Source organism: Rhodococcus sp. NPDC019050 (genome assembly GCF_055664235.1).
Window position 1 is genome coordinate 102,358 of sequence record NZ_JBVOON010000008.1, and the last position, 23,350, is coordinate 125,707.

Sequence of the window (23,350 nt, forward strand, 5' to 3'; positions counted from 1 at the left end):
TTTACCGATCATGTATGCCCGTTTTCTCCCAGTTTCCCTGCTTGCCGCCGGCACCGTCCTGATCGGCAGTGGCTCCGTCTTCGCCTACACCGACGACCCGCAGGTCACAGTCGTCGCCGAGACCTCCGACAGCACCGATACGCCGGATGCCGCTGCGGTCGCCGATGCCCGCAGCACCCTCCAGCAGGCCAGCCTCCCGCTCGCACTGCTCAACGGCGGAGTGGGGCAACTCACGGACGGAAGTCGCCAACTCGACGCGGGCGCACAACAACTCGCGGACGGGCTCACGCAGGCACGGGAGGGCGGACAGCAACTCGCGGACGGGCTCGGACAGCTCGAAGGAGGAGTCGGGCAACTCGGGGACGGTGCCACGCAGATCTCGACGGGCGTCGACGAAGTGGTGACCCGGCTCACCGGTTTCGGGGAGATGCAGGGATCGGTGACCGCGCGGCTCTCCGTCGTCGCCGACACCCTCGCGTTGAGCGGCGACCCGGTCTCGGCGGGTACCGCCGGCGAACTGCGCTCCCTCGTCGACACGCTGAACAGCCAGGGCCTGGGACCCGACACTCTCGACCAGCTCGGGCAGCTCCGTGACGGTGCCCGCCAGCTGTCGTACGAATTGACCGACCCCGAAGCACAATTCGTCGCCGGTATGTCCCAGGCAGCCGAAGGCTCCCGGCAGTTGCGCGACGGCCTGACGCAGCTCGACGACGGCGGACGTCAGCTCGTCGACGGCACCGGCCAGCTCGTCGGCGGTGTCGAACCGGTGAGCAACGTCGTGCGGGGGATCTCGGACAACGTGCGCGATGCCACGGGAGCGCTCCCGGCAGGGGGCGCGTCGACGTCCGGTTCCGAGCAAGCCGTTGCAGGAGCACAGAGCAGCGTCGCCGAGAAGCGCTGGTGGCCCTACGCCCTGATCGGAGCGGGCGCCATCGCGCTCGCGGCCGCGGCGCTGCTGCCGGCCGGAGTACGGCCGGCAGCGCGACGGGCGGCGGTGCGCTGATCGGACGGGGCGGTGCCCGTCAGATCTTGGTGCTGCGCAGTTCGTGGCCCTTGGACGTCTTGCATCGCCCCGACTCGAGATCCCACTGCCAGCCGTGGAGGTTGCAGGTGAGCGTGGTGCCGTCCACCACACCGAACTTCGTCAGATCCGCCTTGAGGTGCGGGCACCGGCGCTGGATCTCGTAACCGCCCAGTTCGATCGACGCGGTGTCGTCGTGCGCCTCGGCGAACCAGCCGTCCGCGTACGCGATCCGCTCGTCGGTCAGGCACTTGAAGAACGTGTAGAGGAACTCGTTGTACCCGCCGACGCGCCACGTGGTGAAGCGTGTCGAGAGGAAGATCGTGTTGACCCAGTCCGGCTCGTCGTCGCGCAGCACCGTGCGGACGATCTCCGGCGCGATGCGGAAACCGTAGCGGTACTTGCCTTCTCCCTCGACAGGCTCGCGCACGATGCGCTTGGGGAAGTCGAGCACCACGGTCTCGTCGCCCATCACGAGGCCGACCGGGTAACCGATCCCGTCGCAGATGAGATCGGACTGCGCCATGATCGGCTCGAACTTGGCCTTGAGCGCCGGCAACAGCGGCTCGCCTTCGGCGGGTGCCCACGTGGCCTTCTCAGCGGCGATGACCGGCGCGAACCGCTGTGCCATCTCCTCGATGTAGGCGGCCTTGTTCGTGAAGATCGCCTCGACGTCGTCCTCGGGGATCGGGTGTTCCAGCGTCATCTTCTCGCTCCCGGCGAGGTCGACGACCGAGCCCGGGATCATCAGCAGGCCACCGTCGCGGCCGTTGATGCGCAACTGCTCGAGGAACACCTTCTGGTCGGGGAAGATGTTGCCCTCGTCGCCGTGGTCGTCGTTGAGGTAACGCAATTCGTCGTCGAGGAAGACGGGCGGACCGGCGGACGGGACGATCCAGGTCGCGCCGACCTGCTCGATGTAGCTGCGGCACCGGTCCATGCCGCGCTGGCGCTTCTGCTTGCCGAAGTTGGCCTTCGTCTTCTTCGGGATGTCGTAGACCATCGGATACCAGATGGCGCCCGAGTACTGCAGCAGATGGATGTCGATGTGACCGAACGCGTCGTGCATCGGGTCCATGTCGATCGGCCGCGCGTCGTTCATGTTGAACACGGTGGTCTCGCCGTCCGAGACGACGAGTCCGGAGTCGCCGATGGGACCGTCCGCGGGCGCTCGCATCGCAATGATCATGATGTCGAGTTCGCCCGGTGCGAGGGGAGCGTCGGGCGCATCCCGGATGCCCTCGTTGCTGATCCGGTGCTTGACCGAATCGGTGGTCTCGTAGAACTTCGTGAAACCGAGCGCCTCGAGTTCGCGGCGCAGATCCGGCACCGGGTAATCGGGCAGCAGCACGGTGGCGTCCTTGCGGACGTGCTCGCTCAGCGTCCCGGGATCGAAGTGATCCTTGTGGAGATGCGAGACGTAGAGGTAGTCGACGTCGCCGAGGGCGTCCCAGTCGAGGCTCGTGTTGTCGGGAAACGGCACCCACGACGCGAAGTAAGCGGGATTGACCCACGGATCGCAGAGAATGGAGCCCGCCTCGGTCCGGATGTGGAACCCGGCGTGGCCCACGCTGGTGATCTGCACTCGTTGCCTCCTGACGTGCTGACCTATGTACCTCCAGGGTAAGTGGAGAGGCGATGGAGACGCGCGGCAGCCCGCCCGGGCCACGGGCGCGGCATCGCATCGGCCGCCCGGCTACGCTGGCCGACGTGGAACCCTTCTACCGGACGATCATCGGCGTCGCACGCACCCTGTTCGCAGCCCAGGGACTGAAATTCTCCGTCACCGGGGAGGAGCACATCCCCGCGACCGGAGGTGCGGTCATCGCGATCAACCACACCGGCTACATGGACTTCACGTACGCGGGTCTGCCGGCCCGCCCTGCCAAGCGCTACGTGCGCTTCATGGCGAAGAAAGAGGTCTTCGACAACAAGATCTCCGGGCCGATGATGCGCGCGATGAAGCACATCCCGGTCGATCGCGGTGACGCCGGCGACTCCTACCGCCTCGCAGTCGAAGCGCTGCGTGCGGGAGAACTGGTGGGCGTGTTCCCCGAAGAGACCATCAGCCGCAGCTTCGAATTGAAGAAGTTCAAGACCGGCGCGGCGCGGATGGCCGAAGAGGCAGGTGTGCCCATCATCCCGATGATCCTGTGGGGATCGCAGCGGGTGTGGACCAAGGGCCATCCCAAGCGGCTGGGCCGCACCAATACACCCATCACGATCAAGGTCGGCGCCCCGATCCAGCCCTATCTGCCCGCGTCCGCCATGACCGACGAGTTGCACGCGACGATGGAGCGGATGCTCCACGAGGTGCAGGACTCCTATCACCACGAGCCCGGCGCCTACTGGGTGCCGCGTCGCCTCGGTGGATCGGCGCCCACACTCGAAGAAGCAACCGCCGAGGACGAGCGTGTCGCGGCCGAACGCCGGGCCCGCAAGGAACGCGAGCGGATCGGGCGCGACGGGCCGGGCAGCGACGACCGCGGCGTTTCGGCACAATGACGGAGTGAGTTCACCGCGCCCCAGCCTTGTCGCCACCGATGTCGACGGGACCCTGATCGACAAGTCCGAGCAGGTATCCGGTCGCACGCGGGCCGCGGTGCAGGCCGTCGTCGATTCCGGAACGCCCTTCGTGCTGGCGACGGGGCGTCCGCCGCGGTGGATCGCACCCGTCGTCGATCAACTCGGGTTCGCACCGCTGGCCGTGTGTGCGAACGGCGCCGTGCTCTACGACAGTGCGACCGATCGTGTGCTCAGTGCTGCGGTGCTCCGGTCCGACGAACTCGCCTGGGTCGCCGAGGTGGCCGCCGCGGTGCTCCCGGGTTGCGGCCTCGCCGCCGAGCGTGTGGGGGAGAGCGCCCACGACGCCGCGACGCCACAATTCGTCAGTGCCCCGGGTTACGAACATGCCTGGCTCAACCCCGACAACACCGAACTCGCCGAGCACGAGGTGATCGCCGAGCCCGCCGTCAAGCTGCTCATCCGGCTCGCCGACGCGAGCAGTCGCGAGATGGCCGAGGCGATTGCGCCCAAGCTCCACGGGCTCGTCGACGTCACCTATTCGACGACGAACGGTCTGATCGAGATCTCCGCCGCCGGCGTGACGAAGGCGTCGGGACTGCGTGAACTCGCCCGTCATCTCGAGGTGCCCGACGACCGCATCGTGGCCTTCGGAGACATGCCCAACGACATTCCGATGCTGTCGATGGTCCGCCACGGTGTCGCGATGGAGAACGCGCATCCGGATGCCAAGTCGGTGGCAGACGAAATCACTGCCACCAACGACGAGGACGGTGTTGCTCGGATCCTCGAACGCTGGTGGCAGTGATTCGTTGCTACCGGTAGACCGCGGGACTCAGCCCACGGGCACCGGTTCGGGTGCCGGTTCCGGCGCGGGCGCCGCACCCTCGGGTGCGGGCACTGCGATGTCGGCCGGCTGACCCTGCATCGACTGCTCGTAGGCGTCGTTGTAGGCGCGCAGCACCTTGGTGACGACCCCGGTGGCCTCGTTGAAGATCAGCGAACCGAACTCGAAGTCCGAACGCCACCCGTCCGGCACCCGGTACTCGTCACTGGTGGGCAACCCCAGCTCACCAGTGTCGAGTCCGCTTTCCTGCCACGCCTTGTAGATCTCGCCGAGCACCGTCCACACCCCACCGTTGGGGGAGGAGTAGATGGCGCCGTTGACGAACCGGGCGTGCTCGAATCCGTTCTTCGCGGGCGCGATCGACGACACGGCCGTGCCGAGGCGACCGGCCTCGCCGCCCTCCGCGACCCACTTGCGGGCGAGCGGATTGTTCTCCGCGAGCCGCGTCAGCTCGGCGACCAGCGCCTGCACGTTCTCGACCGTTCCCTCGGTGGAACCGGCCGGCAGCGCGCCGGTGCCGGGGGCCGCGTCGACCGGAGGATTGTTCACGACGATAGGTGCCGGTGCGGACGGGCTGCCCTTGGCGGCGGCTGCGGCGATGTCGCGAATCTTGTTCATCTGGGCATAACCGCCGTCGCCGGGACAGGTGGTGTTGCCGACGTCGCGGTGCGCGAAGATGATCGGCAGATCCACGGCTGCGCCACGCGGGTACGGCGTGAACGACGTGCCCTCTGAGTACATCGTGGTGCGGCCCTTCGGATCGAGACCGGCCGCGGCGAGGCGCCACCCGAGGTAGTTGCCCACGTTCTGCACGGTGACGTCCGGCGGTGCTGCCGTGGAGTAGTCGCCCATCATCGCGATGCCCACGGTGTTCTCGTTGAAACCGCCGGCGTGGGCGCCCTGCACGTTGCGGTCGAGACCGCCCGCACGACCTTCGAAGACCTGCCCGTACTTGTCGACGAGCACGTTGTATCCGATGTCGCACCAGCCGAGTGTCTGCGCGTGGTACGCGTAGATGGCCCGGACGATCCCCGCAGACTCCGCCTTCGAGTAGTTGTTGCTCCCCGCGGTGTGGTGCACAGTGGCACCGCCGAGGGAGTCGTCGTACGTCGTGCTCTGGCAGCGCAGCGATTCGTCGGCACCCCACTGCGACCTGCTGACGACCTTCAGTCCCGAGGTGCCGAGCGGTGCGGCGATGTCGTCGAGCCGGCCGTCGGCCTCGCCGGTGCCCGGGTCGATCAGCACTGCGCTGACGCTCTCGATGGCTGCGGCGACGGGATCCTGGCTGCGCAACGGCTTCGACGAGGAAGCAGGCACGTAGCCGAGTTCCGGTGCGGTCCCGGTATTCTCGGCGACCGGCACCGGTGCCTCGCCCACGGGCGCGGGTGCTTCGGGCGCAGGTGCTTCGGGTGCCGGCGGCACGGGTGCCTCGGCCGGCGGTGCTTCCGCACCGGCGAGGGCGGGTTCGGGACCGGGGCGCGGGGTGAGCAGGACCTGCACCGCGCGGGTGGCCCCCACGAAGATCGGTTCGGTGCCACGACGCGCGTCGCCGGCGGTGTCGTTGCGGCTCGACTCGAGCGGTTCGGTCGCCGACCACGGTCCCCACGAACCGTCGTTGTTCTGCGCCCGGATCAGCGCGTCGGTGGCGGCGATGTCGTCGGCGGCCAGTGCGACGAGGCTGAACGGCGTCTCACGGGTGAGTTCCTTGACCGTGGCGCCGACACGAGCGATGGGACCGCCGTCGGGATCGGGAGCGGTGGTGATCTGTGGAAGCCCGTCGATGATCTCCGCGAGCCCGACGTCGGGCAGGTTGAGCCCGGTCAGTTCCTCGAGCGGGATGATCAGGTCGGGGACGGACGCGAGCACGACTTCCGCGATGTTGGGACTGACGGATTCGACGGAGTCGCTGGTGGCGCGAATCTCCGTCGGTCCCGTGGCGAGTCCGGACACGGCAAAGGGCGTGGCGACGGCCAGGGCGGCGACGGCACCCAGGACGATCGACGGCTTAGGGCGGCGATGCGGCACTGTTTGCAACTCCCTGTTCGTGTAGATCTGCGGACTTCGGACGGCATCCCGTAGGTCGGAATCCTCTATCGCGGACCGCTTTCAGAGAGCGAAATGGCCGCGAATCGGTGCAACTGGTGATGTGCTTGTGGCTGTTGTGACATGTGTTGCTTTGGATCGTCACTCTTGTCACACTAGACCCAGGCAACCTTAAGCCTCAACCTGAGCTTGAGGATCGGTCTGAAATGTCCGATCAGCGGCGATCTACGAGTTGGGCGTCGTCCGAAGCGCGAAAACGAGGGAGCGGAACGCCATGGCACCACAATCCATCGGTCGCAGAGGAAAGTTTCGCCGGAGGCGCATCGTCATCGGGCGGCCTCTGCGCAACGGATGGCGGCCCTCCGTGGCACGTCTCGCGGTGGTCGGGCTCGCTCCGGCCCTGGTCGTCGGCACGGCAGTCGGTGCCGTTGTGCAGCAGAACCGCACCGATTCGCCCGGGGTGGTGGAGGCGGTCTCGGCCGACACTCCGTACACGTTCTCGGGATTCGGTCACGGCCACGGTCGCGGCATGGGCCAGTGGGGGGCCTACGGATACGCCCAGGAAGGCTGGACGGCCGAACGCATCATCGCCCACTACTACGGCGGAACGACGCTCGGCACGATCGACGACTCGATGATCGCGGTGCGCATCACCGGGCAGGACGACCGCTCGCTCGACGTGTACTCCGACACCGGTCTGCGTGTCGCGGGGCAGCAACTGGCGCCCGGCGAGGCTGCTCACCTCACTCCCATTCCGGGGGGCGGTGCGAACGTCGTCGTCACGGCGGGGTGCAGCGGAGAAGTGCTGTGGCAGAGCTCGACCGACGTTCCGTGGGCCGATCCGGTCGACCTCGGTGAAGACCGTCCCGCCGGCGAACACCTCAAGTTGTGCGGGAGCGACACCCCGTACCGCGGAGCCCTCGGCGTGGTGCTCGACGGAGCGGCGGCGCGCACGGTGAACCGCCTGCACGTCGAGGACTACCTGCGGAGCGTCGTCCCCGCGGAGGCGCTTCCCGGCTGGGCCGACAGCGGCGGCGCGGAGGCGCTCCGCGCGCAGGCGATCGCGGCACGCTCCTACGCCCTCGCAGAGAAGCGGAACGAACTCTGGCAGACCTGCGACACCACCGATTGCCAGGTGTACACCGGGTCGGCCGCCGAAGACCCCCGCACCGACGACGGCGTCCGCACCACGCGCGGCACGGTGCTGATGAAGGACGGCGCGGTCGTCCGTAGCGAGTTCTCCGCGTCGACCGGCGGTTACAGCGCCGGTGGCACGTTCCCGCCCGTCGAGGATGCCGGCGACAAGGTCGCACCCAACCGGGCGTGGGCGAAGACCCTCACCGCGGGTGAGATCGGCTCCGCGTTCGGTGTGGGTGAACTCCAGGCGTTCGAGGTGCTCGCCCGCAACAACCTCGGCGCAGACGGTGGGCGGGTGACCCGCGTTCGCGTGGTCGGTAGCGACCGCACCATCGAGACGACCGGTGCCGAGGCCCGCGCCAAGCTGGGTCTGCGTTCGGATTGGTTCACGATCGCCGAAGGTGCGGATCTGCCCGCCCCGCCGACCACCCCGGCCGCCGAACCGGGACCCGAAGTGGCGATCGATCCGTTCGGCAGCGGGAACGGCGCGTCGCCCATCGAAGCGAAGTTCTTCGAACTCGGCGGCGTGGAGGGCGTCCTCGGCACTCCCGTCGGTCCGGAGTTGATGCTGCCCGACGAACTGGGCAAGTTCCGGATCTTCACCGGGGGTGCGGTCGTCTGGACACCGGAACTCGGCGCGCAGGTGATCGACGCGAGTTTCCTGAAGGACTGGCTGCCGAGCACGGGTAGCACCGAGTAGCCGTACGCGAATTCGAGAAGGGGACGGACCTGCCGAGGTCCGTCCCCTTCTTCGTGTCGATTCTTCGTTCGACGGACGGTTGACATTGACGCAACGTCAAGATGCACGCTGGAGAAAGCCGAAGGAGGTGGACGATGCCACGCGAATGGTCGATCCAGGAACTGGCGCGAAGCGCCGGCGTCACCAGTCGCACGCTGCGGCACTACGACGACGTAGGAGTGCTCACGCCGTGCCGCACCGGCAGCAACGGGATGCGGTTCTACGACGCCGACGCACTCGTCCGGTTGCAGCGCATCCTCCTGCTGCGTGACCTCGGTCTGGGACTTCCGGCCATCCGGGAAGTCCTGGACGGGCACGACGACACGACGGCAGCGCTTCGGACCCACCTGGATCTGCTCGAACACGAGCGGCGGCAACTCGAGCGGCGCATCGAAGCGGTGCGCAGCACCCTCGCGAAGACGGAAAAAGGAGAAGAACTCATGGCAGACGAGGTGTTCGACGGTTTCGATCACACGCAGTACCGCGACGAGGTGATCGACCGATGGGGCAAGGACGCGTACGACGACAGTGACCGCTGGTGGCGCGGAATGGGTGAGGGCGAGCGCGGCGACTGGAAGACCCGTGCCGCGGAACTGTCCGCCGACTGGACCGCAGCGGCCGAGGCAGGAGTCGACCCGGCAAGCCCGGAAGCGCGGGAACTCGCCCGCCGTCATGTCGAGTGGCTGTCCTCGGTGCCCGGCACTCCGGGATACGGCACGCCGGAGGGCATCAGCCGCGAGTACGTGCTCGGTCTCGCCGATATGTATGTGGCCGACGAACGGTTCGCCGCGAACTACGGCGGCCCCGAAGGTGCCGCGTTCGTCCGCGACACGCTGCACCGATACGTGTGAACGGAGCGTCCGGTCGGTCCGGTGACGGACCGAACCGGCACGTTCGCGGGCCGGTCGCTTACCCTGGTTCTCCGTGACTGCTGCATCAGCGCCCCAGCCCTCCACCGGTGAGTACGACCTGATCGTCGTCGGCTCCGGATTCTTCGGACTGACGATCGCCGAGCGGGCCGCCACGCAGCTCGGCAAACGAGTCCTCGTCGTCGAGCGCCGCTACCATCTCGGCGGCAATGCGTACTCGGAACCCGAGCCCGAGACGGGCATCGAAATCCACAAGTACGGTGCCCACCTCTTCCACACGTCGAACAAGCGCGTGTGGGACTACGTCAACCAGTTCACCGACTTCACGGGCTACCAGCACCGCGTGTACGCGATGCACAAGGGCCAGGCCTACCAGTTCCCGATGGGTCTCGGACTCGTCTCCCAGTTCTTCGGCCGCTACTTCTCGCCGGAGGAGGCGCGGGCGCTCATCAAGGAGCAGGCCGCGGAGATCGACTCGGCCGACGCGAAGAACCTCGAGGAGAAGGCGATCTCCCTGATCGGCCGGCCCCTGTACGAGGCGTTCGTGCGCGACTACACCGCCAAGCAGTGGCAGACCGACCCGAAGGAACTGCCGGCGGGCAACATCACCCGGCTCCCGGTCCGGTACACGTTCGACAACCGCTACTTCAACGACACCTACGAGGGTCTGCCGGTCGACGGCTACACCGCGTGGCTCGAGAACATGGCGAAGGACGACCGCATCGAGGTCCGGCTCGACACCGACTGGTTCGACGTCCGCGACGAGATCCGCGCCGCGAGCCCCGACGCACCCGTGGTCTACACCGGCCCGCTCGACCGGTACTTCGACGACACCGAGGGCAAGCTCGGCTGGCGCACCCTCGACTTCGAGACCGAGGTACTGCGCGACTGCGGTGACTTCCAGGGCACCCCGGTGATGAACTACAACGACGCCGACGTGCCCTACACGCGCATCCACGAGTTCCGGCACTTCCACCCCGAACGCGACACGTACCCGGCCGACAAGACGGTCATCATGCGCGAGTTCTCGCGGTTCGCGGGTGACGACGACGAGCCGTACTACCCGATCAACACCGCGGAGGATCGCGCGAAGCTCACCGCCTACCGCGAACTCGCCAAGAAGGAAGCCGCCGAGAACAACGTGCTGTTCGGTGGCCGGCTGGGCACCTACCAGTACCTCGACATGCACATGGCGATCGCCAGCGCCTTGTCGATGTTCGACAACGTTCTCGCCCCGCACTTCGAGTCGGGTGCCCCGATCGCCGGTGACGCGTCGTGAGCGCGAGCGAACCGGGCCTGCTCGGTAAAACGCTTCTGCAGCGGATCATCCTGCCCCGGCCGGGCGAACCGCTCGACGTGCGCACCCTCTACCTGGAGGAATCGCCGACCAATGCGCGTCGCGCCCACGCGACCACCCGCACCGCACTGGCGATCGGTGCGGAGTCGGAGGTGTCGCTGTGCACCTACTTCAACGCGTTCCCGGCGAGCTACTGGCGGCGCTGGAGCACGCTGACGTCGGTGGTCCTGCGCCTCGAACTCACCGGCCACGGACGCGTCGATGTGTACCGCAGCAAGGCCGACGCGAGTCGCATCCACGTCACCGGCAGTGAGTTCTCCGACGAGAAGGTCCTCGTCGAACTCGAGACCGACCTCGGTCCGTTCGAGGACGGCGGCTGGATCTGGTTCGACATCACCACAGGCACCGACGTCACGCTGCACTCCGCGGGCTGGTACTCGCCGGTCGAGGCGGAGGGCCGCGCGTCGGTCGCCGTGGGCATCCCGACGTTCAACCGCCCAGCCGACTGCGTGAAGGCACTGCGGGCGCTCGCGTCCGATCCGCTGGTCATGGATGTCGTCGACGCCGTGATCATCCCGGACCAGGGCACCCGCAAGGTGCGCGACGAGGCGGACTTCGCCGAGGCGGCCGCCCCGTTCGGCGACCGGCTCGTCATCCACGACCAGGGCAACCTCGGTGGTTCCGGCGGCTACAGCCGCATCATGTACGAGGCGCTGAAGACCACCGATTCGCCGTTCATCCTGTTCATGGACGACGACATCGAGATCGAACCGGACTCGATTCTGCGTGCGCTGGCTCTCTCGCGTTTCGCGAAGAAGCCGATGCTGGTCGGCGGGCAGATGCTCAACCTGCAGGAACGCAGCCATCTGCACACGATGGGCGAGGTCATCAACCGGGCGAACTTCATGTGGAGTGCCGCGCCGAACGTCGAGTACGACCACGATTTCGCGACCAAGCCGCTGCACGACCGCGAGAACTCGAAGCTCCTGCACCGCCGCATCGACGTCGATTTCAACGGCTGGTGGATGTGCATGATCCCGCGGGTCGTCGCGGAGGACATCGGGCAGCCGCTGCCGCTGTTCATCAAGTGGGACGACGCGGAGTACGGCCTGCGCGCCCGCGCCGCCGGCTACCCGACCGTCACCATGCCCGGTGCCGCGATCTGGCACATGGCCTGGAGCGACAAGGACGACGCCATCGACTGGCAGGCGTACTTCCATCTGCGCAACCGGCTTGTCGTCGCCGCGATGCACATGGACGGCGACGCCAAGGCCCTGGTCCTCGACACCGTCAAGGCCACCGTCAAGCATCTCGTGTGCCTCGAGTACTCCACGGTCGCGATCCAGAACAAGGCCATCGAGGACTTCCTGTCCGGGCCGGAGCACCTGTTCGACCTGCTGCCCCGAGCCCTCGGCGAGGTGCACGCGCTGCGGAAGAACTTCTCCGACGCGGTGGTGCTGCCGTCGTCGACCGAACTGCCGATGGCGTCGGGCGCGGAGGTCGGCGCGGTCGGTCTGCCCGAGGGTGCCGCCGCGAAGGTCAAGCGCCTGGCGAAGGGCGTGCTCCACAATCTCCGTCCGGAGAACGCCGAGCACCACAATCGCCCGCAGCTCAACGTGCCGACCATCGATGCGCGCTGGTTCCTGCTGTCCAAGGTCGACGGTGTGACCGTCACCACCGCGGATGGCCGGGGCGTCGTCTACCGTAAGCGCGACCGAGCACAGGCCCAGGCCCTGCTGAGCGAGGCGCTTCGCCTGCGACGTGAACTTGCGCGCCGGTTCCCCGAAATGAAGCAGCGGTACCGGGACGCGGTTCCCGCCCTGACCAGCAAGGAGGAGTGGGAGCGTGTCTTCGGCGCCGGTAAGTAGCGAGACGAGTTCGCCCGAGTCAGCTCGCGGCCGTTGGAAGAGCACCGACCCCGAGATCCGAATCCTGCAGACCGTGCAGGCTGCCGTCGGCAGCACCCCGGGGGCGATCTCCGCTGCGCGCGGACTGTCGCACTTCGGTGAGCACGCGCTCGGCTGGGTCGCCGTCGGCGGCATCGGAGCCGTGGTCGACCGCAAGCGCCGCCGCCAGTGGGCGAGCGTCGCGGTCGGTGCCGTCGGTGCGCACGCAGCCTCGATCGTCATCAAGCGGGTGGTGCGCCGTCGCCGGCCGTCCGACCCGTCGGTGCAGGTCAACGTGTCGACGCCGAGCAGGCTGAGTTTCCCCTCCTCGCACGCGACGTCCACGACCGCGGCTGCCGTGCTGCTCGCCCGAGTCACCGGGCTACCCTTTCCCGCGGTGCTCGTGCCGCCCATGCTGCTGTCGCGCCTCGTTCTCGGCGTGCACTATCCGACGGACGTCCTGGCCGGCGCGGCACTGGGTGCGGCATCCGCCGCCGTCGTGGTGCGGGCAGAGAAGAAGTTTGGAGAAGGATGAGCGAGGAACCGGCCGCCGTCAAGGAGGCCCCGAAGACCCTGCCCGCGGCGATCGTCAAGGCGATGCGCCCGCGACAGTGGGTGAAGAACGTCCTGGTGCTCGCGGCACCGATGGCTGCGGGATCGGTCACCCAGCTCGACGTGCTGTTGCCGGTCGCGCTCGCGTTCGTCGTGTTCTGCATGGCAGCGTCCGGCATCTACCTGGTCAACGACGCGCTCGACGTCGAGGCCGACCGTGCGCACCCCACGAAGCGGTTCCGGCCGATCGCCGCCGGCATCCTGCCGGTACGCCTCGCATACATGATCGCGGTGGGCCTTCTGGTCGCCTCGATCCTGCTGTCGTTCCTCGCGAACTGGCAGCTCGCGGTGGTCATGGCCGTCTACATCGGCATCCAGCTCGCGTACTGCTTCGGGCTCAAGCACCAGGCCGTTCTCGACATCTGCATCGTCTCGTCGGGCTTCCTGATCCGGGCGATCGCGGGCGGTGTCGCCGCGGAGATCCCGCTGTCGCAGTGGTTCCTGCTGATCATGGCGTTCGGGTCGCTGTTCATGGCGGCCGGTAAGCGGTACGCCGAGCTTCGCCTCGCGACCCGCACCGGCGCCAAGATCCGCAAGTCGCTCGAGTACTACACCGAGACCTACCTGCGCTTCGTGTGGACGGTGGCCGCTACCGCCGTCGTGATCTGCTACGGCCTGTGGGCCTTCGAGCAGGACAACCGCGCCGACTCGAACTGGTACGCCATCTCGATGGTGCCGTTCGTCGTCGCCATCCTCCGCTACGCGGTGGACGTGGACGGCGGCGAAGCCGGCGAACCGGAAGAGATCGCCCTGAAGGACCGAGTGCTGCAGTTCCTCGCGGTTGCCTGGATCCTGGTGGTCGGCGGTGCTGTCTACCTCTTCTGACGTCGTGAACGACGTCGACGACAACGCGGCAGGCCGAGCGGACATCCACCGACCCGGCCTGTCTCGCGGTGTCGCACGCGGAGTGTTCGCCGGGGGAGTGGTCCTCTCGGCACTCCTGACGTTCTGGGGCGCGTGGGACCGCCGGTGGATCGCCGACGACGGGTTGATCGTCCTGCGCACGGTCCGGAACCTGCTGGCCGGAAACGGCCCGGTCTTCAACGTGGGTGAACGCGTCGAAGCCAACACCTCCACGGCCTGGACCTACATCGTCTACGGCGCCGGATGGCTCACCGGCATCCGCCTCGAGTACGTCGTACTCGGCCTCGCGCTCGTCCTGTCGACGACCGCCGTCGTCCTGGCCATGCTCGGTGCGGCGCGGTTGTACCGGTGGCGTCTGCGCGCGGCGACGGGCACGGTCCTGCTGCTGCCCGCCGGTGTGCTCGTCTACATCGCGGTGCCTCCCGCCCGCGACTTCGCGACGTCCGGACTCGAAACGTGCCTGGTGATCTGCTGGCTCGCGCTGGTGTGGTTGCTCATGGTCCGGTGGGCGACACCCGACCCCGCCGGTGAGCGTGCGCTGCCCGGCACCGCGGGGATCCTGACGACCGCCTTCGTTGCCGGACTCGGCCCTCTGGTGCGTCCCGAACTGGCCATCGTCGCGGGCCTCACGCTCGCTCTGCTGTTCCTCGCCGAAGGGCTGACCTGGCGCGTGCGCGTCGCGATGGTTGCGGTCGCCGGTTCGGTGCCGGTGCTCTACCAGATCTGGCGAATGGGTTACTACGGCCTGCCGTACCCGAACACCGCAGTGTCGAAGGACGCCGGTGGTGCGAAGTGGTCGCAGGGCTTCGACTATCTCGGCAACCTGGTGCTGCCGTACCTGCTCTGGCTGCCGCTGTTGTTCCTCGTGGTGGCGGCCGTCGTTGTGGTGCTGTCCACCGGTCGCGTCACCGGTATCCGCGAGAGGTTCCCGGCGAAGGGAACCGACGTGCGGACCCTGCTCACGACGGGACAACGCGCACTGCGCACGCCCACGGCCGTGGTGGTGCTGGTGGTCGTGTGCGGTGTCCTGCTCATGCTGTATTCACTGCGCGTGGGCGGCGACTTCATGCACGGCCGGGTGCTGCTCCCGCCTCTGTTCTGCCTGTTGCTGCCGGTAGCGGTGATCCCGCTGCAGGTTCCCGATCGGTCCGCACTCGGAAACACCCGCCGGACCCGCGTCGCCGGCGCTGTCGCGGTGCTGTGGGTCGGCACGGTCGTGTGGGCGTTGTTCGCGTCGAATACGACGGGCATGCCGGAGGGCGCGGTCGTCGGCCGGTCGGGCATCGTCGACGAGCGGGCGTTCTACTCCCTCAACACCGGGCATCTCCACCCGATCCGGGCCGAGGACTACCTCGACTACCCGCGGATGCGCGCGATGGTCTCGACGATCGCGGATACGCCGAACGGCGGCCTCCTGCTGCCCACACCGTCGTACGACGCGTGGGACGTCGTCCCGCCTCCGGAACCCATTCCGCCGGGCGGAGCGGGGCACACGGTCTTCTTCCTCAATCTGGGCATGACGAGCATGAATGTCGGGCTCGACGTCCGGGTCGTCGACCAGATGGGGCTGGCCTATCCGCTCGCCGCGCACACCGAGCGCCTTGAGGACGGCCGGATCGGGCACGACAAGATCCTGTATCCGGACTGGGTCGTCGCCGAATCGGGGATGGTCGACGTGTATCCCTGGTTGCCCGGTTATCTCGACGAGGAGTGGGTGGCGAACGCCAAGCTCGCGCTCACCTGCCCCGAGACGCGGGAGTTGCTGGACTCGTCCGGTGCCGAACTGACCTGGCCGCTGTTCAAGCGGAATCTGCGGAACGCATTCGAGTACGCGGGCTACCGGATCGATCGGGTGCCGGAGTACGAAATCCAGCGGTGCGATCTGCCGATGCCGACCCCGGGTGGGTGACCGAGTTGGCTTGGATCCGAGGTCTCGCTAGTATCACGGCAGATTACGGTCGGATAACGGCGATATCGGTCGCCTGAGACGGCGGTCGACGCAAGCCCAGGACCTCCGAAATCAGGGTTTGTCAGAGATCACGCCGTCCTTTACAGTCTTGACCGCAGTGTGACTTGTGGCGACCGCCCGCCGGTCGTCGAACGCCGGGTATTCACGGGGGACGCGAACGCGGACGCCGCCGATCGAGAAAGTGAGCATTGTTCATGCGTTTTGTCCCCAGGTTGTCGCAGGGCCTTCGTCGGCGCCTGCTCGGCACCGCCGCCGTGGCGCTGGTATTGCCCGTTGCCGCCGGTGTTGCCGGAACCTCCGCGGCTGTCGCCGCACCGGCCCAGAGTGCACCGGTCTCGCACCGTGCACCGGCCGGCGGATTCGAAGAAGTTTTCGTCGATTCCGACATGGGCCCGATCAAGGTCCAGATCCAGTGGGCTGCGCGCGGCGGTGACGCAGCGCTCTACATGCTCGACGGACTGCGCGCCCGCGACGACGCCAACGCGTGGACGTTCGAGACGAACGCTCTCCAGCAGTTCTCCAACGACAACGTCAGCTTGGTCATGCCGGTCGGCGGCCAGGCGAGCTTCTACACCGACTGGTACTCGCCCAGCAATCTGAACAGCCAGGACATCACCTACAAGTGGGAGACGTTCCTGACCCAGCAGCTGCCCGACTACCTCGCCACCCGTGGCGTGTCGCGTAGCAACAACGGCATCCTCGGCCTCTCGATGGGTGGCTCCGCCGCTCTGACGCTGGCTGCCTACCACCGCGACCAGTTCAAGTTCGCGTCGTCGCTCTCCGGCTACCTGAACCTGTCGGCTCCCGGCATGCGTGAGGCCATCCGTATCGCGATGCTCGACGCCGGACGCTTCAACGTCGACGCGATGTGGGGCCCGCCGTGGAGCCCGTCGTGGCTGCGCAACGACCCGTTCGTGTTCGCCCCCAAGCTCGAGGGCCTGTCCCTCTACATCTCGGCGGCGAGCGGCCTGCCCGGCCAGCACGACAACCCGGAAGGCTTCGCCGGCTTCTACAACACGGCGAACGCCATGGGCCTCGAGGCACTCTCGCTGGTCCAGACCCGCGCCTTCCAGGTCAAGCTGGCTGCGCTCGGTATCCCCGCTACCTTCGAGTTCCCGGCGCGTGGCACCCACGCGTGGAAGTACTGGGAGGACGAGCTGTGGAAGGCTCGCCCGCAGATCCTCGAGGCGCTCAACGCCTTCTGATCCCCCGGTAGAGATCCGGTAGCACTGCTTCTCACAGCACCGCCCACCACCGAAAGGTGGTGGGCGGTGCTGCGTTTTCTGTAACAATCTTCCCATCAGTCACTGCGCGGCACCCCCGTGATCGACTCGTTTACGTGTACAAACAAGATTCGGGACGGGGGACATCCGGCACAGCAGCGCCCGTGAACGGGCGCCCCGGCAACGCAGGAAGCGAGCGATGCAGATGCGAACCGAGCTTGGCGGTCACCGGAGAAGATCGGGCGGTAGCGCACGACGCGAGGACAGTGCACGACGTGAGGGCAGCGCACGATCCGAGGGCAGCAGCACACGTTCCGTGGGACGCGGGAAGCGGCGCGCACTCGGTCTGCTCGCAGCCGCGCTCGTGGCACCGCTCGCTGCCGGGACGACCATGGTTTCGGTCGCCGCCGCGGAACCGCTCGCCACACAAACCGATCCCGCCGGTCAGGCCCAGTCGGGTGCGACGGTGCGCGCGGTGGACTGGCTCACGGATCGCCGCGTGGCGCTGTGGGTCGACTCCCCGGCGATGGGTACGCCCATCCAGGTGCAGATGCTCCTCGCCCGCGACTGGAACATCGCACCCGACAAGCGGTTCCCGTCGGTGTTCATGCTCGACGGTATGCGCGCCCGCGACGACCAGAGCGGCTGGACCCTCGAGACCGACGCCGAGGCATTCTTCGCGGACAAGAACGTCAACGTCGTCCTGCCGGTCGGCGGACAGTCGAGTTTCTACTCCGACTGGGTGGACCAGAACAACGGGCAGAACTACAAGTGGGAGACGTTCCTGACGAAGGAACTCCCGCCGCTTCTCGAGAAGGACTGGCGCACCACCGACAAGCGCGGCGTCGTCGGCCTGTCCATGGGTGGGACGGCCGCGATGTTCCTGCCGGCCCGTAACCCCGGATTCGCCCAGTTCGCGGCGTCGCTCTCCGGCATCCTCACCACCACGACACTCGGCATGCCCGAGGCGATCAAATACGCCATGCAGGATGCGGGCGGGTTCGATTCGGAAGCGATGTGGGGTGAGCCCGGCGGTGAGGGCTGGCAGGCACACGATCCGTATCTCCTCGCGGACAAACTGCGCGGGGTGAGCCTGTACGTGTCGAGCGGAAGCGGCAGCGCCGGACCGTACGACGACCCGTCGAGCGTCCCCGGCGTGAGCACCAATTACGCCGGCATGGGCCTCGAGATCTTGTCGCGGCTGACGTCGCAGTCGTTCGCCACGAAGCTGAAGAAGTCCGGCATCCCGGCGCAGATCGTCTACCGCCCGTCGGGCACGCACACGTGGAAGTACTGGGAGTTCGAACTGCACCAGTTGTGGCCGCAACTCGCCAACACGCTCGGCGTCGAGGTGGAGAAGCCCGCGTGTGCACCGGCCGGTGCCGTCGCGGAGGTCGCTGCTGCGGGTCCGTGGCTGGGCGATTGCCTCACCGCCGAATACCCGGTTGCCGGGGGCACCGTGCAGGACTTCCGCTTCGGGCGCGTCTTCTCCTCCGAGGGCGTCACCGTCCCGGTCGCCGGCGCGATCGGCGGTGTCTACCAGGGCAACGGCGGACCGGCCGGTGCGCTCGGTTACCCGACGACCGAGGAACGCGGCACCGCCGACGGCCGCGGACGGTACAACCACTTCCGCAACGGCGCGATCTACTGGACCCCCGAACACGGTGCCCGCCCCGTGCGCGGCGCGATCTTCGAGGAGTGGAAGAGGCAGGGCTGGGAGGGAGGACCTCTCGGTTACCCCGTGCTCGACGAGGCGCGCACCCCCGACGGCCGAGGTGTCGTGCAGGGCTTCGAGATCGGGGCGATGTACTGGTCGGAGCAGACCGGCGCGCACGCGGTGCAGGGCATGATCATGGACCGCTACAGCCGGCTCGGCTACGAGGGCGGAATCCTGGGGTACCCGACCTCGAGCGAACAGATCGTCAAGGACAACGGCCGGGTCGCCAACTTCCAGAACGGCCGTATCTACTGGAGCGAACCGACCGGTGCCTGGCCGGTGCGCGGCAAGGTGCTCGAAGCCTGGGATGCGGAGGGCGCCGAGAACGGCCGCTTCGGTTACCCGATCGGCGAGGAGTTCCCGGCCGAGGGCGGACGCGGCATCCAGCAGAATTTCCAGAACGGTTCCGTCGTCGTCGACGGCGACGAGGTCACGATGTTCCCGTAACCGGATCCGAGGGTTACTGCCGCACGCGCGGCCGGCGGGGCGAGGTGCTCCGCACGGCCGCGCGTGCGCTATGTAGCCTGGGGCGCACCCTGTTCCAGTTCTGCTCGATACCGGATGTGAGGACACCACCCAATGCCTGCACGGACCCGCTCGCGCTCCACCCGCGTCTTCGGCGCACTCGCCGCGGCCATGGCCGCCACCGCAGTTCTGTCCGCCTGCGGAAGCGACGACTCCACCGCAACGAGCACACCGACCACGACGACGACGAGCGTGACCACGTCCACGAGCACGGTGTCCGCGACCGACGAGGCGGATCCCACCACCGCTGGGGAAACCACCGGCGATTCCACCCCCGGTGACGAGCAGTCCGCGCCGCCGGCCGCCGGGGAACCGGCACCCGGTGGCGGAGCGGCCGCGCCGAGTGCGGAAGGCGACGAATTCCTCGCCGCGCTGCGCGCCGAGGGCGTCGAGCCCTCCGACGAGGCCGCCGCGCTCAGCATCGCGGACTACATCTGCAGTGCTCAGTCGCAGGGCGGCACGCCGTCCGAGGTCAAGACCTTCGTCACCGCTCTGGTCGGCAGCGAATCGGTCACCTCCGGCGGGGAGATCACCGAGGAACAGGCCGCGGCCACGGCGGACACCTACATCGCCGTCGCGGGCGATACGTACTGCAGCTAGGAGGCTCGGGCACGATGGTCAGGACGAAGCAGCGCCGTAGTGGGCGCAAGATCGTGGTCCTGGGGGCACTGCTCCTCCTGGCCGTCGTGCTGGTGCTCTGGTACCTGCTCGCGGGGCGCCTGGACCTTCCCGGTCCGACCCCCACGCCCCCGGGTACCGACGAAACGCAGTCGCAACCGGCCTCGTGCCCGGACGTGCAGGTCGTCACCGTGCCGGGGACGTGGGAATCCGCGATCGGCGACGATCCCTACAACCCGTCCGCCAATCCGATGTCGCTGATGCTCAACGTCACGCGTCCGCTGCAGGAACGGTTCGACCCGCAACGCGCGGACGTCTACACCGTCCCGTACGTCGCCCAGTTCTCGAACCCGATCGCGATCCCGCCGGACGGTCAGCAGTCCTACAACAACAGTCGCGGTGCGGGTACCGCGGCGACCACCGACATCCTGGCGCAGCGCTTCGCCGAATGCCCGTTGACGAACTACGTCCTCACGGGCTTCTCGCAGGGTGCGGTGATCGTCGGTGACGTCGCGTCCCAGATCGGTGCGGGCAACGGACCGGTGCCCGCCGATCGTGTCCTGGGGGTCGCGCTGATCGCGGACGGCCGTCGCGACGGCGCGTCGGGAACCGATGTCGGCGCGCCTGTCGCCGGAGTGGGTGCGGAACTGTCGCTCGACGGTTTGCGACTGCCGGGCATCACGATGACGGGCGCGCGGCCGGGCGGGTTCGGCGCGCTCGACGACCGCACGTTCCAGATCTGTGCACCGACCGACAGCATCTGCGACGCTCCCGCGAATGCGTTCAATCCGTCGAACTGGGCGACTGCCGCCCCGCGGATCCTGGAGTACGTCAACAACCCGATCCATGCGCAGTACAACAGCTATGTCGTCGACGAGAACGGGACGACTGCGCCGCAGTGGATCACGTCGTGGGCAACGGACCTGATCGAGGCGGCGCCGCACCCCGCCGAGGAGTGAGGTTTCCTCGAGGGTTCCTGTCCGGTCGTGTCGGTCGTCACCACCCGGTGCGGTCGTATGTCCGGTGGGCTCTAGACTCATCCCGCGCCAGCACGCCCGGCCGGTCCGGGTGCGTGGCGAACGACAACGACTGCCACAGGGGGAAGAGGTCCGATGGGTGCCAGCGACGGAGCGGCAACAGCCCGCGCCGTGACAGGCCGTTCCCGGACCGGCTACCTCGGTTTCCCGGGCACGCCACGGATGCGGGAATTGCACCGTCGTCCGAACCGGGGCATGGGAACATGAGTCCCACCGGCTGTGGGATGTGCGCGGCGGGTCGACGATGTCGTATGTTGGTGACTTCCCCGACAAGGCGGAAGCACTGGTCCCGTCGGTTTCGGTATTCGCAGGGTGGGCGAACGATGCCGATCTGTAACATATCCGTGATCTCGGACCGATGAACACGTTCGTTGGGTCGCACGCAGACGCCGTTCCCGAGGTTCGTGGTGGTGGTCTGGCAGCGCAAGCAACAGTTAGGGGCGCAACCATGTCGAGTGGTTGTGGGATCGCTTCGACAGGGAGAAGGAATTGAGCGTCGGGTTCGAAGAGTTCATCGATGAAAACGGCCGCATCACGTTGCCGGAGGGGAACACGCTGCTCGATCACCTCGAGCAGAATGTGGCTTCCAACGGCGATGAGACGGCTTACCGCTACATCGACTACTCACGGGAACGGGACGGCGAGGTCCACGAACTGACGTGGGATCAGTTCGGCCTCCGCCTCAAGGCCATTGCCGCGCGGCTGCAGCAGGTCACCGATCCGGGTGACCGCGTCGCGATCCTCGCCCCACAGGGGCTCGACTACGTCGTGTCCTTCTTCGCCGCGATCTACGCCGGGGTCATCGCCGTACCGCTGTTCGACCCGGACGAGCCCGGCCACACCGACCGTCTGCACGCCGTTCTCGGCGACTGCACCCCGAGCGCCATCCTCACCGCCACCTCGTCGGCCGCAGGCGTCCGCCAGTTCTTCCGGCCGCTGCCCGCCGCGGAGCGTCCCCGCGTGATCGCCGTCGACGCCATCCCCGACACCCTCGCGGACTCGTGGACCCGTCCGGCGGTCTCCACCGACGACATCGCCTACCTGCAGTACACGTCCGGTTCGACCCGTGTGCCCGCCGGTGTGGAGATCACCCACCGTTCGGTGCTCACCAACGTCATCCAGATGGCCGACTCGATCGAGCTCAACGAGACCTCGCGGGGAGTGACCTGGCTGCCGCTGTTCCACGACATGGGACTGCTCACGGTGATCCTGCCCGCGATCGGCGGAAAGTACATCACCATCATGAGCCCGCGTGCGTTCGTCGCACGTCCCGGTCGCTGGATCCGCGAACTCGCCGCCGTCTCCGACGGTGCCGGCACGTTCGCCGCCGCGCCCAACTTCGCCTTCGAGCACGCCGCCGCGCGCGGCCTGCCCAAGGACGGCGAAACCCTCGACCTGAGCAACGTCATCGGCCTGATCAACGGCAGCGAGCCGGTGACCACGTCGTCGATGCGCAAGTTCAACGAGGCGTTCGCGCCGTACGGACTGCCCAAGACGGCGATCAAGCCGTCGTACGGCATGGCCGAGGCCACCCTGTTCGTCTCGTCGACCAAGCACAGCGACGAAGCGAAGGTCATCTACGTCGACCGCGACGAACTCAACGCCGGACGGGTCGTGCGCGTCGATCGGGACGCCGAGAACGCGATCCCGCAGGTGTCGTGTGGTTTCGTGTCGATCAGCCAGTGGGCTGCGATCGTCGACGCCGAAACCGGCGCGGAGGTCCCCGACGAGCACGTCGGCGAGATCTGGCTGCGCGGCGACAACATCGGCATCGGTTACTGGGGTCGCAAGACCGAAACCGACGAGACGTTCCACAACAAGATCACGCAGCGGCTCCCCGAGGGCAGCCATGCCGACGGCACGCCCGACGACGCGAAGTGGCTCCGCACGGGTGACTACGGCGTGTACATCGACGGCGAGCTGTACATCACCGGTCGCGTCAAGGACCTCGTGATCGTCGACGGCCGCAACCATTACCCGCAGGACCTCGAGTACTCGGCCCAGGAGGCCAGCCCTGCGCTGCGCCCCGGATTCGTGGCGGCGTTCGCGGTTCCCGCGAACCAGCTTCCGAAGGTCGTGTTCGAGAACTCCGCGTCGGGTCTCGAATTCGACGCCGACGACTCGGCGGAGCAACTCGTGGTGGTCGCCGAGCGCGCACCCGGTGCCGGCAAGGCAGATCCGCAGCCGGTCGCCGATGCGGTGCGCGCCGCCATTTCGGCACGTCACGGTGTGACCGCGCGCGACGTGCTGCTCGTGCCCGCGGGGTCGATTCCCCGTACGTCCAGCGGAAAGATCGCACGGCGGGCCTGCAAGGCCGCCTACATCGAGGGAACGCTGCGTGGTGGGTACCAGCAGCAGGCGTTCCCCGACAGCGTGTGAAGAGATGTTCTCGTTCCCGGGTAGCGTGGTGGGTTGATGGCTGA

The 23,350-nt window shown here is 67.7% G+C and carries 17 protein-coding genes; 15 read left to right on the top strand and 2 right to left on the bottom strand.

What is annotated here, in order from left to right; all coding sequences use genetic code 11:
• Nucleotides 1–10: 10 nt before the first annotated feature.
• The gene (locus tag AC0B44_RS11220) at nt 11–1,003 is read left to right on the top strand and encodes a hypothetical protein (RefSeq protein ID WP_471902954.1); all 993 of its coding nucleotides are present in this window, start codon (nt 11–13) and stop codon (nt 1,001–1,003) included.
• A 19-nt stretch (nt 1,004–1,022) separates the two neighbouring features.
• Here the strand turns inward: AC0B44_RS11220 and AC0B44_RS11225 are convergent, their stop codons facing one another.
• A complete protein-coding gene (locus tag AC0B44_RS11225) occupies nt 1,023–2,606 on the bottom strand; it encodes a Rieske 2Fe-2S domain-containing protein (RefSeq protein ID WP_471902955.1) in 1,584 nt (527 codons plus the stop codon).
• Between the two features lie 125 nt (nt 2,607–2,731).
• Between AC0B44_RS11225 and AC0B44_RS11230 the strand changes: the two genes are divergently transcribed.
• On the top strand, nt 2,732–3,526 hold the full coding sequence (locus AC0B44_RS11230; protein WP_471902956.1) for a lysophospholipid acyltransferase family protein: 795 nt from the start codon (nt 2,732–2,734) through the stop codon (nt 3,524–3,526).
• A gap of 4 nt (nt 3,527–3,530) precedes the next feature.
• On the top strand, nt 3,531–4,352 hold the full coding sequence (locus AC0B44_RS11235) for an HAD family hydrolase (protein WP_471902957.1): 822 nt from the start codon (nt 3,531–3,533) through the stop codon (nt 4,350–4,352).
• A gap of 27 nt (nt 4,353–4,379) precedes the next feature.
• Here the strand turns inward: AC0B44_RS11235 and AC0B44_RS11240 are convergent, their stop codons facing one another.
• Nucleotides 4,380–6,416 carry an N-acetylmuramoyl-L-alanine amidase gene (locus AC0B44_RS11240; protein WP_471902958.1) on the bottom strand — a complete coding sequence of 679 codons (2,037 nt, stop codon included), beginning with the start codon at nt 6,414–6,416 and terminating at the stop codon, nt 4,380–4,382.
• Nucleotides 6,417–6,708: 292 nt separating this feature from the next.
• Between AC0B44_RS11240 and AC0B44_RS11245 the strand changes: the two genes are divergently transcribed.
• From AC0B44_RS11245 to fadD32, 12 genes are all read left to right on the top strand, one after another.
• A complete protein-coding gene (locus AC0B44_RS11245) occupies nt 6,709–8,271 on the top strand; it encodes a SpoIID/LytB domain-containing protein (protein WP_471902959.1) in 1,563 nt (520 codons plus the stop codon).
• Nucleotides 8,272–8,405: 134 nt separating this feature from the next.
• Entirely contained in the window at nt 8,406–9,161 is a 756-nt protein-coding gene (locus AC0B44_RS11250; protein ID WP_471902960.1) for a MerR family transcriptional regulator, read from the top strand.
• Nucleotides 9,162–9,234: 73 nt separating this feature from the next.
• Nucleotides 9,235–10,458, top strand: a complete 1,224-nt coding sequence (gene glf, locus AC0B44_RS11255) for a UDP-galactopyranose mutase (protein WP_471902961.1) — start codon at nt 9,235–9,237, stop codon at nt 10,456–10,458.
• Nucleotides 10,455–12,344 carry a glycosyltransferase gene (locus tag AC0B44_RS11260; RefSeq protein ID WP_471902962.1) on the top strand — a complete coding sequence of 630 codons (1,890 nt, stop codon included), beginning with the start codon at nt 10,455–10,457 and terminating at the stop codon, nt 12,342–12,344. The genes glf and AC0B44_RS11260 overlap by 4 nt, the downstream gene beginning before the upstream one ends.
• 55 nt (nt 12,345–12,399) lie before the next feature.
• Nucleotides 12,400–12,897 carry a phosphatase PAP2 family protein gene (locus AC0B44_RS11265; RefSeq protein ID WP_471903011.1) on the top strand — a complete coding sequence of 166 codons (498 nt, stop codon included), beginning with the start codon at nt 12,400–12,402 and terminating at the stop codon, nt 12,895–12,897.
• Nucleotides 12,894–13,799, top strand: a complete 906-nt coding sequence (locus AC0B44_RS11270; RefSeq protein WP_471902963.1) for a decaprenyl-phosphate phosphoribosyltransferase — start codon at nt 12,894–12,896, stop codon at nt 13,797–13,799. Before AC0B44_RS11265 ends, AC0B44_RS11270 begins: the two co-directional genes overlap by 4 nt.
• 58 nt (nt 13,800–13,857) lie before the next feature.
• Nucleotides 13,858–15,747: an arabinofuranosyltransferase AftB family protein gene (locus AC0B44_RS11275; RefSeq protein ID WP_471903012.1), complete on the top strand. Its 1,890-nt coding sequence runs from the start codon at nt 13,858–13,860 to the stop codon at nt 15,745–15,747.
• Between the two features lie 254 nt (nt 15,748–16,001).
• The gene (locus AC0B44_RS11280) at nt 16,002–17,012 is read left to right on the top strand and encodes an alpha/beta hydrolase (protein ID WP_471902964.1); all 1,011 of its coding nucleotides are present in this window, start codon (nt 16,002–16,004) and stop codon (nt 17,010–17,012) included.
• Nucleotides 17,013–17,229: 217 nt separating this feature from the next.
• Nucleotides 17,230–19,194, top strand: a complete 1,965-nt coding sequence (locus AC0B44_RS11285; protein ID WP_471902965.1) for an alpha/beta hydrolase-fold protein — start codon at nt 17,230–17,232, stop codon at nt 19,192–19,194.
• A 132-nt stretch (nt 19,195–19,326) separates the two neighbouring features.
• Nucleotides 19,327–19,872 carry a DUF732 domain-containing protein gene (locus AC0B44_RS11290; RefSeq protein WP_471902966.1) on the top strand — a complete coding sequence of 182 codons (546 nt, stop codon included), beginning with the start codon at nt 19,327–19,329 and terminating at the stop codon, nt 19,870–19,872.
• Nucleotides 19,873–19,886: 14 nt separating this feature from the next.
• Nucleotides 19,887–20,849 (top strand): cutinase family protein, encoded by a 963-nt coding sequence (locus AC0B44_RS11295; protein ID WP_471902967.1) that lies wholly within the window; start codon nt 19,887–19,889, stop codon nt 20,847–20,849.
• Between the two features lie 567 nt (nt 20,850–21,416).
• Complete coding sequence (gene fadD32 / locus AC0B44_RS11300; protein ID WP_471902968.1) at nt 21,417–23,306, top strand: long-chain-fatty-acid--AMP ligase FadD32; 1,890 nt, start codon at nt 21,417–21,419, stop codon at nt 23,304–23,306.
• Nucleotides 23,307–23,350 lie beyond the last annotated feature (44 nt).